We start from the raw sequence: 12,418 nt of genomic DNA on the forward strand, positions 1-12,418 counted from the left end.
CTGACGCGTGCGCTTTCAGGCCAGCAGCGGCAGTCGCCCGACGATCCGATCCACCCGGTTGCGCGGCCCGACCAGCGCGACGGCCAGCGGGGCGAGTGCGTCCGGCGCGGTCGCCGCCACTGCTTCGAGATACTCGTCGTAGACCCGGGTGAGCTGGGCCGCTTCCGGCATGTCGACGACGAGCACGCCGTCCGAGCCCGCCGCCTTGGCCCGGATCGCCGCCAGTTGCTCAGCCGGAGCGGACAACACGCTGCACCCGGCCCACGGCAGTCCGGGATGAGCCGAGCCGTCGGCATCGAGGGCGTCCGGCCCGAGGAGTCCCTGCACGCTGGCTCCGATCGCCGCAGCGACGCAGGCCGCCGCATTCACGGCTCGACCGGCCGGGAGGTCCTGCTGCACGACGACGACCCATTTCAGCCGGGCGGACCGCGTGGGCGCTGCCGTGTCGATCTCCTCCGGCGCGAAGCCGACGAGCTGTTGTTCCGTCATGTCTCTCCCTGATGTCGTACGTGAATCGACCATCAGGCTATGTCGAGCGGCACCACAACGAATTCGACCCCGTACATCGTCCGGACGAACTGGCACAATCGACCGCATGGACGAACTTGATACGGCGATCCTGCGCGAACTGCAGCGCGACGCACGGCGCACCAACCGGGACATCGCTGCCGCGGTCGGCGTCTCGCCCACCACTGCGCTCGACCGGACCCGCAGCCTGTACCGCCGCGGCGTCATCCGCGGCGCGCGACTCGACGTCGATCTGCCGTCGCTCGGTCGCTCGGTCCAGGCGCTCATCGCGATCCGGATCCGACCGCCGTCGCGCGTCAACATCGACGCGTTCCGCAGCTGGGCGATCACCCTCCCCGAGACCATCGGCGTCTTCGTCGTCTCCGGGAACGAGGACTTCCTGCTCCAGGTCGCCGTCACCGACAACGACGCGCTCTACGCCTTCGTCATCGACAAGCTCACCGAGCGCGAGGAGGTCGCGGACGTCCGGACGAGCGTCGTCTACGAGCACGTGCGACCGCAGGTGGTGATGCCCGCGGAGGCGACGACCTGAGCGACTGTGGGGACAGATCAGCCGACGTGCTCGCCGAGGAACCCACGGACGTCGTCGATCTCGGCCTGGTCAATCCCGTGGGCGAGGCCCGGGTAGGTGCGCTCGGTGAGGGTCGTGTGCAGCGGCAACCACGCTGCGGCGCGCGCGACGGCCGGCGCGGCGATGACGCGGTCCTCGAGACCCCGTCCCCAGAACACCGCGGGTTTCGTCGCTGCCAGCATCTCGTCGCCGGGCTGCGGCGCACTCAGCACGAACCCGGCGAGGATGACCGGCGCCACGACCCGCTCGGGTCGCGTGCGCAGCAGCTGCGAGGCCATGAAGCCGCCCTGCGAGAAGCCGATGGGCACGACGCGCGCCTCGGCCGACACGTGCTCGTCGATCCAGCCCCAGACGGCGTCCGTGGCGCGGGCGATCGGCTCCGGGTCCGGGTTGCCCGGCGTCGTGATCTCGAACCAGGCCGCGCCACCGTGGCCCATCTCGAGCGGCGCGCGCAGCGACACCCAGGGCATGCCGAGCGCGAGCGGCCCGACGAGACCGGTGAGGTCGTGCTCGTTGGAGCCGTAGCCGTGGAGGAGCACCGCGACGACGGGAGCGGACGACGCGGCGTCGGCCCAGTCGGCGGAGCGGACGTCGCGCAGTGCGGTGGTCATCGGGACAGCAGCTCCTCGGTCGACAGGTCGGGCAGGGCCACCGTCACGCGGGTCCCCCACGGGTCGGAGACGGTCACGGAACGACCGTCCGCGTCGAAGGGGATCGTGCGAGCGCGCAGCCTCGCGGCCAGCGTATCGAGGTTCGCGAGGTCGGGGACGGTGATCGACACGTCGCCGAGGCCGAGGGCGGCCGCGCGAGGTCCGGCGCCCTGGCTGTTCCAGACGTTCATCGCGATGTGGTGGTGGTACCCGCCGGCGGAGGCGAAGATCGCGCCGGGGTACTCGGTCTGCGTGGTCTCGAATCCGAGGGCGTCGACGTAGAAGGCTCGGGCGGTCTGGAGGTCGCCGACCTGGAGGTGCACGTGCCCGACGGCACCGGCCAGCGACGGCCCGGCGCCGAGGGCGTCCTCCGTGAGGTGCCGCTGCAGGTAGGCGTTCGGGTCGAGGTAGGTGGTGGTCATGGCGATCTGGTCGCCCGAGCGCACCCAGCTGCTGCGCGGGCGGTCCGTGTACAGCTCGACGCCGTTCCCCTCGGGGTCGGTGAAGTAGAACGCCTCGCTCACGAAGTGGTCGCTCGACCCGACGAACTGTCCACGGGGGTCCTGCGCGGCCCGATAGACCGTCGCTGAGAGACTCGACTCGTCCTCGAACAGGAACGCCGTGTGGAACAGGCCGGCCTGCCGCCGGTCGACGGCCGGCAGGTCGGGCGTGTGCACGAGCCGCACGAGCGGGGTGTCGCCACGACCGAGCACCCGGTGCACCTCGCGGTCGCGGCTGCGCTCCTCGAGCGGCTCCATCGCGAAGGCGTTGGCGTAGTAGCCGGACATGAGGTCGAGGTCGCCGACGCGGAGCGTGACCGCGCCCATCGACGTCTCCGGGGCGAGCAGACGCTCGTCGAGCACAGCGGACATTCGGTCTCCGATCGGGTGATGGGGGTCGGTACAGGCTACCCCGTTTACTTGTAGATGTAACCAATTCCGGGTCGCCCTATTCCGCGATCTGCCGACACGCCTGTCAAGCCCTTGTCTCGCGCGCGCGAGGGGTGTGGGCTGGAGGACCACAACGAGAAGAGTGCTCACATGACCGATGCCAGCAGCGCGGCCGACCGCAGACGGAGTCGCCGCGGACTTCCTCCCATGAAGACCCTCCTCACCGACCTCCGCGAGGACGTCGTCCGCCTCGTCACCGGCGAGATCGCCCTGTTCAAGGCGGAGATGACGAAGAAGGCCAAGGATCTCGGGATCGGCGCGGGGATGCTCGTCGTCGCCCTGGTGCTCGTGCTCTTCGGCTTCGGGACGCTCATCGCGGCCGCCGTCCTCGGACTCGCCACCGTGCTCCCCGCCTGGCTCGCCGCCCTCATCGTCGGCGTCGTCCTCATCCTCGTCGCCGGGATCCTGGCACTCGTCGGCGTCAAGAAGCTCAAGGCCGGCGCGAAGCCCGTCCCCGAGCGCAGTGTCGAAGCCCTCACCGGCGACCACCTCGCAGATCAGCAGCACGACTCGAAGCACGACACCAAGGAGGCCGCAGCATGAGCGACCAGGATCTCGCCCGCCCCACTCCCCCCGAGGGCGCCGGACTGAACACCCTGCAGCTCGACGTCGAGCAGACGCGTGAGCACCTCGCGCAGACGCTCGACCTCCTCTTCCAGAAGTTCGACGTCCGCACGGCCGTGGCGTACCACCTGCGCACCACTGCCATCGTCGTCGCCTCGGTCGCGGTCGTCGGTGCGGGCGTCCTGCTGTGGCGTGCAAACCGAGGGCACCGTGTCTGAGTCCGCCAAAGAGGACCGTCTCGATCGGAGCACGGCTGACGATCCGCGGAACCGCGATGCGGACCACGCGGAAGAGACGATGAACCCCCAGCGCGTCCCCGTCCCCTGGGGCTACGTCCTGAAGCGGACGCTGCACTCCTTCACCTCGAACCAGTGCACCGACCTCGCCGCGGGGCTCACCTACTTCGCGATCCTGTCGCTCTTCCCGGCCGTCCTGGCGCTCGTCTCGATCCTCGGCCTCTTCGGGCAGAGCCGCAACGGCACCGACGCCCTCCTCGAGATCGTCGGCAACCTCGCCCCGGGCGACAGCCTCGGCTTCCTCACCGACGCGGTGAACCAGTTCGTCGAGTCACCCGCGATCGGCTTCGCGCTCATCGCCGGTATCGGCGGTGCCGTGTGGTCGGCATCCGGCTACGTCGGCGGCTTCGGTCGTGCGCTCAACCGCATGTACGGGGTCGAGGAGGGTCGCAAGATCTGGTCCCTGCGTCCGACGCAGCTCGGCGTGACCCTCGTCGTCCTGCTCGTCATCTCGGTGATCGCCCTCGCACTCATCGTGTCCGGCCCGGTCGCGCAGGCCATCGGACAGGCGGTCGGTCTCGGTGAGACGGGCCTCACGGTCTGGTCGATCGCGAAGTGGCCGGTCATGGCCGCCGCGCTCGTCTTCGTCATCGCCGTGCTGTACTCCGCGACGCCGAACATCAAGCCGGAGAAGTTCCGTTGGATCAGCATCGGTGCGCTCGCGGCGCTGCTGATCCTGCTCATCGCCTCGGTCGGGTTCGGCTTCTACATCGCGAACTTCAGCAACTACGACGCCACCTACGGCTCGCTCGCCGGCATCATCATCTTCCTGCTGTGGATCTGGATCGCGAACCTCGCGCTGCTGTTCGGCGCTCAGCTCGACATCGAGATCCAGCGCGGCCGTCAGCTCGCCTCGGGCGTCGCCGCGGAGCAGGAGCTGCAGCTGCCCCTGCGCTCGGACGCCGCGATCAAGGCACTCGCCGACCGCGACGCGAAGGACGCCCTCGAGGGCCGTCGGGTCCGGCGTGCAGCGGACCGCACGGACTGACCCAAACAGCCCGCGAACTGTCAGAAGAAGCTAGTCGGATGGTGGTCTGACTAGCCGCAACTGACAGTTCGCGGGCTGCTGTGGGGTGGGACGGGGTTACGGCGTGGGCATACCGCCGTTGACGTTCAGGGTCTCACCGAGCACGTAGCTCGACTCCGCCGACGCGAGGAACACGTAGGCGGGCGCGAGCTCGGCCGGCTGTCCCATGCGGCCGAGCGGGGTGTCCTCGCCGAACTCCGCGATCTTGTCCTGCGGCTGTCCGTCGGAGACCTGGAGCGGCGTCCAGATCGGGCCGGGAGCGACCGCGTTGACACGGATGCCCTTGGGCGCGAGCTGCTGCGCCAGCGCCTTCGTGAAGGCGTTGATGGTCGCCTTGGTCGACGCGTAGTCCACGAGGATGTCCGACGGCGAGTACGCCTGGATCGACGTCGTGTTGATGATGGACGAACCGGCCGGGAGGTGCGGCAGGGCGGCCTTCGTGATCCAGAACATCGCGTAGACGTTGGTCTTGAAGGTGTCGTCGAACTGCTCGTCCGTCAGGGTGGTGAGGTCCTCGTTGAACTTCTGCTTGCCGCCGTTGTTCACGAGGATGTCGAGGCCGCCGAGGCCCTCGACCGCGCGCTCCACGAGGTCGCGGCAGTAGGCCGGGTCGCGGAGGTCGCCGGGCAGGGTGAGCACGGTCGCACCGGCGTCCTGCAGGATGCCGGCGATGCGCTGCGCGTCCTCCTCCTCCTCGGGAAGGTAGGACAGCGCGACGGACGCGCCCTCGCGGGCGAAGGCGATCGCGGTGGCCGCGCCGATGCCGGAGTCGCCACCGGTGATGAGCGCCTTGCGGCCGGTGAGCCTGCCGGAGCCGCGGTAGCTCTTCTCGCCGAGGTCGGCCTTCGGGTCGAGCTCGGCGTCCAGTCCGGGCTCGGGCTGGTGCTGCTTCTCGGCGGTGATGTGGGCGTAGAGCTTCGCCGGGTCGGTGAAGGTGTACTGGTCGTTGGCCATGGTGATGGTCCTCTCGTTCAGTGTTCGGTCGTGGTCGGACAGGTCGGAATGGTTCAGGTCAGATGCGGTCGGTCGCCGGGTCGGTCGCCGGGTCGGGCACCGAGGTCGATCGGCGTCCGTAGGAATTGACGGGTCGGCCGGTCGCGAGTCCGTCGAATCGGAAGATGCCGCCGCTGAGCGGTGCATCCACCAGGTCCGCCTCGGTGAGGTTCTCGCGGGCCGTCCCGACGAAGAGCGTCGTGAGCTCGGGCCCACCGAAGGCCACCGACGTGACGCCCGGGGCCGGCACGCTCAGCTCGTCCTCGACGGTGCCGTCCGGGCTCCACCGGAGCACGCGACCACCGCCGTTGACGCCGTTCCAGAATCGACCGTCGGTGTCGAGCGCGAGGCCGTCGGAGTCGTAGCCGACGAGGAAGGGCTCCAGCGGCCCGAGTCGGCCGTCTTCTCCCGTGCTCGCCCGGTAGACCGTCTTCACGGTGGTGTCGGTCACGTACACGGTACGACCGTCGTCGGACCACTCGAAGCCGTTGGTGACGCCGAAGCCGCCGAGGAGCGTGCGGAGTCCGGTGTCGTCGAGCAGGTACAGGGCGGCATTCGGTTCGCCGGTGGTGACGTTCATGGAGCCGACGAGGAACCGGCCGAACGGGTCGACCTTCGCCTCGTTGCTGCGCAGACCGGCGTGGACGTGGTCGAGCTTCGCCAGGGTCTCGGCGATGAGCCCGTCGTCGTCGAGGGTGACGATGCGGTCACCGAGTGCGGCGATGTAGCCGCCCGCGGCACGCGGCTGCACGGCGCTCAGCGGCGGTGGGAGCTCGGTGACGCGGTCGTCACTGCCGTCCACGCCGCCATCCATCCGTCCGCGGTGGAGCGTGCCCGCGGTGATGTCGACCCAGACGACCTCGTCGGTGCGGGCGTCCCACCAGATGCTCTCGACGAGGATCGCGGGGGTGTCTCGGAAGACCTGTGGGTGAACATCCATCGCCTCCACGGTACGGATCCGGACGAGTGTCCCCGCGGGGCTTGCTTTCCCAGCATCGGGCGGGTACCCGCGTGCGTGCGCTTCGACACTTCGACAGGCTCAGTGACCGGGAAGGGCGAGCTCAGGGACAGGGAAAAGCGAGCTCAGGGACCGGGGACGTCAGTCCTGCTCGGTGAGCTCCTTGATCGTGAGGGCCGCGTTGATGAGCGCGAGGTGGCTCAGCGCCTGCGGCAGGTTGCCCCAGTGCGCGCCGTCGGCCGGGTCGATCATCTCGGCGAGGATCCCGACGTCGTTGGTCATGCCGACGAGCTCGTCCATGGCCGCGATCGCCTCCTCGTGACGACCGACGCAGGCGAGCGCGGAGGCCCGCCAGAACGCACAGGCGACGAAGGTGTACTCCTCCTGCTGCACGCCCGAGTACCGGTACAGCAGCGCTCCCTCGCCGAGTTCGGCCGTCAGCGCGTCGATCGTCGAGGACATCCGGTCACCGCGGTCGAACCCGCTCATCGCGTGCAGCAGCACGGAGGCGTCGAGATCGTCGCTCCCGGGGAACATGACGTACGCCCCGCGCTCCTCGTTCCACCCGTGCTCATCGATCCACTCCCGGATGCGGGTCTGCTCGGTGCGCCAGCGGTCGGCACTGCCGGCGACCTGCCCGAGCTCCGCCAGGTGCACCGCGTCGCCGAGCGCCTGCCAGCAGCCCATCTTCGACGACACGTAGTGCTCCTCCTGGGGCAGCTCCCACATGCCGGCGTCGCGGTTCCGCCACAGGTCGCAGGTGCGGTCGGCGACCTCGGCGAGGAGACGGCCGGTCTCCACGTCGAGGACGTTGCCGGCGTCGACGTAGGTGCGGCAGATCGCGAAGAGGTCGCCGTAGACGCCGAGCTGCAGCTGCCCCTGCGCCGGGTTCCCGCTGACCACCGGACCGATGCCGCGCCAGCCGGCGACGTCGTGCTCGACGACCCCGTCGGGCACCCCGCCCTCGAGTCCGTAGAAGATGTGCAGCTCCGGCCCGTTCTCGCGGATGGTGCGCAGCAACCACGACACGGCGGCGTGCGTCTCCTCGCGGAGACCGAAGCGGACGAGCGCGTGCGCGGTGTACGCGAGGTCGCGCACCCAGGCGAAGCGGTAGTCCCAGTTCTTGGCTCCGCGCGGGTTCTCCGGGAGCGAGGTGGTCGCCGCGGCCGCGATGGCGCCGGTGGGGCTGAAGATCAGGAGTTTGAGCGCGAGCGCACTCCGCTGCACCTGATCCGCCCATGGGCCTTCGTAGGAGAAGGCCCGGGACCAGGCGCGCCAGTTGTCGATCGTCCGATCGATGCCCACGTCGACGTTCGCCGGGACCGGCAGATGGATCGGCTCACCGTGGGTGGCGACGATGATCAGCAGGTGACGGGAGTTCTCGGTCGTCGTGAAGCGACCGGAGAGCTCCGTCGGCATGGCCCCGTCGACCTCGACCTCCTCCGGCCCGTACTCGTCGCCGACGACCGCGATCGTCGTCGCGCCGGAGCGGATGATGGGGCCGCGCGTGCTGTCCTCGATCCAAGGCGAAGCCGTCCCCAGTGCGGTCCCGGGCCGGACGCGCCAGGTGAACTCGACACTGCCCGACACCCCGTCGATCCGGCGCGCGAGTTCGGCCCAGGGCAGGCGACCCGCGATGCCCGTGACGAGTGCGTCCGTGATCGTCGCGCGCCCGTGCTCGGTCGTGAAGGTCGTGCGCAAGACGTTGGTGCCGGACACGTAGCGTCGCGTGACGGTGTGCTCGCCGACCGGCTCGAGCTCGATGCACCCGCCGGAGTCGTCGTCGAGCAGCCGGGCGAACACCGGCATGGAGCCGAGATCGGGGATCGGCAGCCAGTCGACCTGGCCACGGAGGCCGATCAGCGCGACGGTGCGGCCGTCCCCGATCGGTGCGTACGAACGGAGATCCTCGCCAGCTGCGGTCATGCGCTTCACCCTACGAGCCGCGCCTCCGAATCGCCGGGGCTGGCGGCCCCGGCACGCGGCTGCTAGCGCGGGACGCCTGGTGCCGAGCGGGCGTCAACCCCTGGAGGCGGATCGCCCGGATCGGCTTGGCTGAACGGACCGCAACCACAGCATGCTGGCACGCACAGCAGCACAGGGAGGAACACCATGAACCAGCCCGCTCAGCAGCAGCAGCCGCCCGGGACCGAGGGAGCGCTCACGCCGCAGGCCGACCACGGCGAGACCGGCTACCGGGGTTCGGGCAAGCTCGAGGGCAAGGTCGCCATCATCACCGGCGGCGACAGCGGCATCGGCAAGGCCGTCGCGATCGCCTACGCCCGCGAAGGGGCGGACGTCGTCGTCAGCTACCTCGACGAGGACGAGGACGCGGCCGACACGGTCCGCTGGGTCGAGAAGGCCGGCCGGACCGCCCTCAGCATCGGTGGGGACCTCACGAGCCCCGAGCACTGCCGTGAGATCGTCCGCACGACGGTCGAACGCTTCGGCAAGGTCGACATCCTGGTGAGCAACGCCGCGTACCAGATGACGCGGGAGACGCTCGCCGAGATCCCGGACGAGGAGTGGGACCACACGCTCGCCACGAACCTGAGCGCGTTCTTCCACTTGAGCAAGGCGGCCGTCCCCCACATGGCTCCGGGCTCCTCGATCATCGCGACGAGCTCGGTGCAGGCCGACTCGCCGTCGCCGCAGCTCATGCCCTACGCCATGACCAAGGCGGGTCTCGCGAGCATGACCGCGTCGCTCGCGCAGATGCTCGGTGGTGACGGGATCCGCGTGAACGCCGTCGCCCCCGGTCCGATCTGGACGCCCCTGATCCCGTCGACGATGCCGCCGGAGACGGTCGGGTCGTTCGGGACGGACACCCCGCTCGGCCGTCCGGGGCAGCCCGCCGAGGTCGCTCCGCCCTACGTGCTGCTCGCCTCGGACGAGGGGAGCTACATCTCGGGCGCCGTCATCGCGGTGACCGGCGGCAAGCCGATCCTCTGAGGACCGGCGCGCCGGGCGCCGCTCAGGCGTCGGGCGACCGCTCCGAGCGTTCGATCTCGGCGTGGATGCGGCGCAGCGCGAACAGCAGGTTCTCGCCGCCCGCATCCTCCGCCGGGTCGTCGTCGTCCGGCTCCCGACCCGCCGCCCCGTTCGCGCCCGCGTGCGCCGAGCGCACCGCCCGTCGCAGCGTCGTCAGCGCCTGGTCGGAGGCACGCAGCGCCTCGGAGAGCCGCTCGTCGTCGATCGCGGCCTCGACGAGGTCGGCCGAGGCGTCGATCGCATCGGCGAGCGCACTCCGGACGCCCTCGTCGAGGTCGACCGGCACCGGGATCCCCCAGAGCGCCGCACGCAGGGCGTCACCGATCTCCACGACCACCGGCGCGATCCGCTCGAGGGCGGCGAGCGCCCCCTCATCCCCGCGGAAGTCGTGCCGGTTCCACCGCGTGCGCGGATTGGCCCGGCGGCTCTCCGCGGCGTCCTTCATCAGCCCGCGGGCTGCGTCGACGTCGTGCCGGATGGCGAGCAGCGAGCTGTCCCAGGACGGCGGGTCGTCCAGGGTCGGTGCCGACTCGGATCGGAGGGTGTCCGACATGCTCCGGAGCGCACCGACCATCCGTGACCTGGCGGCCGAGATCCCGGCTGCCGACTCGCGGACGAACAGTGGCGGCATGATGAGCAGGTTCACGAGGAGCCCGACGAGCACGCCGAGGGCCATCTGCACGAGGTAGCCGACCGAGAAGTCGTTGGCGTTCGCTCCGCCGATGATGATCACGAAGAGTGCCGCGATGGGGACGTAGTCACGGCCCTGCCCGAGCCCGGGCAGGCCGGCGAGCAGTGTGCCGAGCCCCACCGACAGCGAGACGGACACCCAGCCGGGCGCGGGCGAGATGATGAGCAGCCACGCGAGTCCGATGCCGAGGCCCAGACCGATCAGGGTCTGCAGGCTCGAGCGCACCGAGTCCATGAGCGTCGGCGTGAGGCTCACGAGGGCGCCGAGCGGTGCGTAGTAGGAGAAGTCGCCGAGCTCGCCCGGGAGCAGGCTGCCGAGGAACCAGGCGGCGGTGGCCGCGATGGCCACCTTGAGTGCGAGCATGAGGCGCCACGGACGCAGCGCGGGCATGATCCACGCGCCGACCCGTTGCTTCGGTGTGCGGATGCTCCCCGTCGGGGTCTCGCGCCCGGTCACCTCATCACCGCTCATCACAGCCGCCATGCTGGTCTGGCCCTGTCGAAGCGTCAACCCCCACGCGCCGATCAGCTCCGCGGCCTAGCGTTGGTCTGGTCATCTCCGATGGCGACAACCAGGAAGGAAGCGAACATGACGAACGCATCTGCATCATCCTCACGTCCCGACGCGGAAGAGATCCCCGACGGTTCGGGCTCCGACGGTTCGGAGCCGAACGACGGCGAGGACACGGCGTCGGGTGGCGGCGCCGACGACAAGTAGTCGTCGCCGGCCCTTGGTCGTCGACGAACGACCGGGCGGCGCTGCCGACGACGCGTGGTCGTCGGGCGCCGCCCAGGGTCACCGACTGCAGGTCAACGACTGCGGGTCGCCGTCCGGTTCTCCGCGCTGATCATCCACGCGAACTGCTCCAGCTGCTGGATGATCGCGTGGAGGATGTCCGCGCTCGTCGGGTCCTCATCGTCGACGTCGTCGTGGACCCGACGCATCGTGCCGACGACCGCCTCGAGTCGGACGGTGATCAGGTCGATCGTCTCCGAGGTGTCGATCTCGCCCTGCGGGTACTCGGGCAGCGTCGTGGTCTCGGCGACGATGTCGCTGCGGCCGTCCGGCACGGCGTGCAGGGCACGCATGCGCTCCGCGACGGTGTCACTGAACTCGCGAGCGGCGTCGATGATCTCGTCGAGCTGCAGGTGCGTGTCGCGGAAGTTGCGTCCGATGACGTTCCAGTGCGCCTGCTTGCCCTGGATCGACAGCTCGATGAGGTCGACGAGGACGGCCTGCATGTTGGCGTCGAGTTCCTTCGACGCGACGAAGCCCTTCTCGGCGTTCTGCCGACGGGTGGGCTTCGGCCCGGATCCTCCGGGAGCCGATCGGGTCGTGCTCTCGGTCTTGCTGGTCTTCTCTGCTGTTGCCATGGTTGGCACCTCCTGCACGGCAGGTTACGCACCGTACCTGTCGATCCCGGGGCCCTTGACATCGACGCCGAAGCGTCCCATCCGCGCCCGCGCGGCCGCCAGCTGGGTTTTCGGAGCCGAGAGTCTTAAGGTGAAGCAACACACAGCGCAGAGCGATACCGCGTGACGCACAACGAGGAGAGCACGGCCCGCCATGGGAAAACTGATCTACGGTTCTGAGGTCTCGATCACCTTCGAGGACCGGCTGCTTGCGCACCTGCAGTTCGTGATCGGTGCGAAGCTCCGCCGCAACGAGGCCTTCTACTTCGGTTGGAAGGACGACCCGCGGGCGGGCGACGGGCGCAGCGTCATCTGGATCCACCCCTCGGTGCCATTGCGTTTCAAGTACTCGGGCAGTGTCCCGATCGACCTCAACCGCGCGTGGATCGACGCGCTGAACGTCACGGCGAACTCCGCCCACGGCCTCTCGGTCATCGCGGAGCCCGCTCCGAGCCGGACAGGACAAGTCGCATGAGCCGCATGGAGATCGTCTACCAGGGACTTCCGTACTCGATCGCCGTCGAGGATCCGGACGAGTTCCGCGCCGAGGTGCTCGACAGCATCTCCGCCGGACAGTTCCGGTGGCTGCAGGTCGACCGCGGTGAGGGTCAGCTGGAGCCCATCACCATCTTGATCGGCCCCGGGATCGGGATCGCGATGGGCACACCGGACGGCCCCTCCCAGGACACCCCGTCCGCAGCACTCCCCCAGGGGCAGGACCCCGACCTGCTGTCCTGACCGCCTCACCGAGCGGAAACACATAGCGCAGCCAGCACCCGGAAATCAA

The 12,418-nt window shown here is 69.7% G+C and carries 16 protein-coding genes; 8 read left to right on the forward strand and 8 right to left on the reverse strand.

All coding sequences use genetic code 11. The annotated features are described in order from the left end of the window. Positions 1-15: 15 nt before the first annotated feature. Positions 16-489, reverse strand: coding sequence for a DUF2000 domain-containing protein (locus tag IFT89_RS07500; protein WP_192004395.1), 474 nt, complete (start codon positions 487-489; stop codon positions 16-18). A 106-nt stretch (positions 490-595) separates the two neighbouring features. On the opposite strand from IFT89_RS07500, the gene IFT89_RS07505 reads away from it, so the two are divergent. Next, positions 596-1,060 carry an Lrp/AsnC family transcriptional regulator gene (locus tag IFT89_RS07505; RefSeq protein WP_192004394.1) on the forward strand — a complete coding sequence of 155 codons (465 nt, stop codon included), beginning with the start codon at positions 596-598 and terminating at the stop codon, positions 1,058-1,060. 17 nt (positions 1,061-1,077) lie between these two features. On the opposite strand, the gene IFT89_RS07510 is transcribed toward IFT89_RS07505, so the two are convergent. Continuing rightward, positions 1,078-1,710 (reverse strand): alpha/beta hydrolase, encoded by a 633-nt coding sequence (locus IFT89_RS07510; RefSeq protein WP_124768504.1) that lies wholly within the window; start codon positions 1,708-1,710, stop codon positions 1,078-1,080. Then, positions 1,707-2,621 (reverse strand): VOC family protein, encoded by a 915-nt coding sequence (locus tag IFT89_RS07515; protein ID WP_079704870.1) that lies wholly within the window; start codon positions 2,619-2,621, stop codon positions 1,707-1,709. Before IFT89_RS07515 ends, IFT89_RS07510 begins: the two co-directional genes overlap by 4 nt. A gap of 168 nt (positions 2,622-2,789) precedes the next feature. Here IFT89_RS07515 and IFT89_RS07520 point away from each other — a divergent pair, with 168 nt between their 5' ends. From IFT89_RS07520 to IFT89_RS07530, 3 genes are all read left to right on the forward strand, one after another. Next, positions 2,790-3,242: a phage holin family protein gene (locus tag IFT89_RS07520; RefSeq protein WP_192019243.1), complete on the forward strand. Its 453-nt coding sequence runs from the start codon at positions 2,790-2,792 to the stop codon at positions 3,240-3,242. Then, positions 3,239-3,481, forward strand: coding sequence for a DUF3618 domain-containing protein (locus IFT89_RS07525; RefSeq protein WP_064297084.1), 243 nt, complete (start codon positions 3,239-3,241; stop codon positions 3,479-3,481). The genes IFT89_RS07520 and IFT89_RS07525 overlap by 4 nt, the downstream gene beginning before the upstream one ends. 79 nt (positions 3,482-3,560) lie before the next feature. After that, the gene (locus IFT89_RS07530; RefSeq protein WP_202938642.1) at positions 3,561-4,547 is read left to right on the forward strand and encodes a YihY/virulence factor BrkB family protein; all 987 of its coding nucleotides are present in this window, start codon (positions 3,561-3,563) and stop codon (positions 4,545-4,547) included. A gap of 96 nt (positions 4,548-4,643) precedes the next feature. On the opposite strand, the gene IFT89_RS07535 is transcribed toward IFT89_RS07530, so the two are convergent. The 3 genes from IFT89_RS07535 to IFT89_RS07545 form a co-directional block, all read right to left on the reverse strand. Next, positions 4,644-5,540 carry an SDR family oxidoreductase gene (locus IFT89_RS07535; protein WP_137242476.1) on the reverse strand — a complete coding sequence of 299 codons (897 nt, stop codon included), beginning with the start codon at positions 5,538-5,540 and terminating at the stop codon, positions 4,644-4,646. 58 nt (positions 5,541-5,598) lie between these two features. Then, positions 5,599-6,519 carry an SMP-30/gluconolactonase/LRE family protein gene (locus IFT89_RS07540; protein ID WP_192019241.1) on the reverse strand — a complete coding sequence of 307 codons (921 nt, stop codon included), beginning with the start codon at positions 6,517-6,519 and terminating at the stop codon, positions 5,599-5,601. A gap of 159 nt (positions 6,520-6,678) precedes the next feature. Continuing rightward, entirely contained in the window at positions 6,679-8,463 is a 1,785-nt protein-coding gene (locus tag IFT89_RS07545) for a glycoside hydrolase family 15 protein (RefSeq protein ID WP_202938643.1), read from the reverse strand. A gap of 186 nt (positions 8,464-8,649) precedes the next feature. Between IFT89_RS07545 and IFT89_RS07550 the strand changes: the two genes are divergently transcribed. Next, positions 8,650-9,489, forward strand: a complete 840-nt coding sequence (locus IFT89_RS07550) for an SDR family oxidoreductase (RefSeq protein WP_202938644.1) — start codon at positions 8,650-8,652, stop codon at positions 9,487-9,489. A 22-nt stretch (positions 9,490-9,511) separates the two neighbouring features. Here the strand turns inward: IFT89_RS07550 and IFT89_RS07555 are convergent, their stop codons facing one another. After that, entirely contained in the window at positions 9,512-10,690 is a 1,179-nt protein-coding gene (locus IFT89_RS07555) for an FUSC family protein (RefSeq protein WP_202938645.1), read from the reverse strand. 117 nt (positions 10,691-10,807) lie between these two features. Between IFT89_RS07555 and IFT89_RS20530 the strand changes: the two genes are divergently transcribed. Next, entirely contained in the window at positions 10,808-10,936 is a 129-nt protein-coding gene (locus IFT89_RS20530; protein ID WP_255467562.1) for a hypothetical protein, read from the forward strand. Positions 10,937-11,028: 92 nt separating this feature from the next. On the opposite strand, the gene IFT89_RS07560 is transcribed toward IFT89_RS20530, so the two are convergent. After that, positions 11,029-11,592 (reverse strand): Dps family protein, encoded by a 564-nt coding sequence (locus IFT89_RS07560; protein WP_086472957.1) that lies wholly within the window; start codon positions 11,590-11,592, stop codon positions 11,029-11,031. Positions 11,593-11,785: 193 nt separating this feature from the next. Here IFT89_RS07560 and IFT89_RS07565 point away from each other — a divergent pair, with 193 nt between their 5' ends. Together IFT89_RS07565 and IFT89_RS07570 are read left to right on the forward strand one after the other, a co-directional pair. Next, entirely contained in the window at positions 11,786-12,106 is a 321-nt protein-coding gene (locus IFT89_RS07565) for a DUF7882 family protein (RefSeq protein ID WP_064297077.1), read from the forward strand. After that, positions 12,103-12,369 (forward strand): hypothetical protein, encoded by a 267-nt coding sequence (locus tag IFT89_RS07570; RefSeq protein ID WP_202938646.1) that lies wholly within the window; start codon positions 12,103-12,105, stop codon positions 12,367-12,369. The genes IFT89_RS07565 and IFT89_RS07570 overlap by 4 nt, the downstream gene beginning before the upstream one ends. The last annotated feature ends 49 nt before the right edge of the window (positions 12,370-12,418 follow it).

This window comes from Plantibacter sp. CFBP 13570 (assembly GCF_014841395.1).
GTDB classification, from domain to species: Bacteria; Actinomycetota; Actinomycetes; order Actinomycetales; family Microbacteriaceae; genus Plantibacter; species Plantibacter auratus.

What these genes read in the sequence shown, in the direction of transcription:
- IFT89_RS07565 (WP_064297077.1), top strand. Translation starts at nt 11,786, where the DNA reads ATGGGAAAACTGATCTACGGTTCTGAGGTCTCGATCACCTTCGAGGAC.
- IFT89_RS07560 (WP_086472957.1), bottom strand. Translation starts at nt 11,592, where the DNA reads ATGGCAACAGCAGAGAAGACCAGCAAGACCGAGAGCACGACCCGATCG.
- IFT89_RS07520 (WP_192019243.1), top strand. Translation starts at nt 2,790, where the DNA reads ATGACCGATGCCAGCAGCGCGGCCGACCGCAGACGGAGTCGCCGCGGA.
- IFT89_RS07540 (WP_192019241.1), bottom strand. Translation starts at nt 6,519, where the DNA reads ATGGATGTTCACCCACAGGTCTTCCGAGACACCCCCGCGATCCTCGTC.
- IFT89_RS07505 (WP_192004394.1), top strand. Translation starts at nt 596, where the DNA reads ATGGACGAACTTGATACGGCGATCCTGCGCGAACTGCAGCGCGACGCA.
- IFT89_RS07570 (WP_202938646.1), top strand. Translation starts at nt 12,103, where the DNA reads ATGAGCCGCATGGAGATCGTCTACCAGGGACTTCCGTACTCGATCGCC.
- IFT89_RS07550 (WP_202938644.1), top strand. Translation starts at nt 8,650, where the DNA reads ATGAACCAGCCCGCTCAGCAGCAGCAGCCGCCCGGGACCGAGGGAGCG.
- IFT89_RS07515 (WP_079704870.1), bottom strand. Translation starts at nt 2,621, where the DNA reads ATGTCCGCTGTGCTCGACGAGCGTCTGCTCGCCCCGGAGACGTCGATG.
- IFT89_RS07535 (WP_137242476.1), bottom strand. Translation starts at nt 5,540, where the DNA reads ATGGCCAACGACCAGTACACCTTCACCGACCCGGCGAAGCTCTACGCC.
- IFT89_RS07530 (WP_202938642.1), top strand. Translation starts at nt 3,561, where the DNA reads ATGAACCCCCAGCGCGTCCCCGTCCCCTGGGGCTACGTCCTGAAGCGG.
- IFT89_RS07510 (WP_124768504.1), bottom strand. Translation starts at nt 1,710, where the DNA reads ATGACCACCGCACTGCGCGACGTCCGCTCCGCCGACTGGGCCGACGCC.
- IFT89_RS07545 (WP_202938643.1), bottom strand. Translation starts at nt 8,463, where the DNA reads ATGACCGCAGCTGGCGAGGATCTCCGTTCGTACGCACCGATCGGGGAC.
- IFT89_RS07555 (WP_202938645.1), bottom strand. Translation starts at nt 10,690, where the DNA reads ATGAGCGGTGATGAGGTGACCGGGCGCGAGACCCCGACGGGGAGCATC.
- IFT89_RS07525 (WP_064297084.1), top strand. Translation starts at nt 3,239, where the DNA reads ATGAGCGACCAGGATCTCGCCCGCCCCACTCCCCCCGAGGGCGCCGGA.
- IFT89_RS07500 (WP_192004395.1), bottom strand. Translation starts at nt 489, where the DNA reads ATGACGGAACAACAGCTCGTCGGCTTCGCGCCGGAGGAGATCGACACG.
- IFT89_RS20530 (WP_255467562.1), top strand. Translation starts at nt 10,808, where the DNA reads ATGACGAACGCATCTGCATCATCCTCACGTCCCGACGCGGAAGAGATC.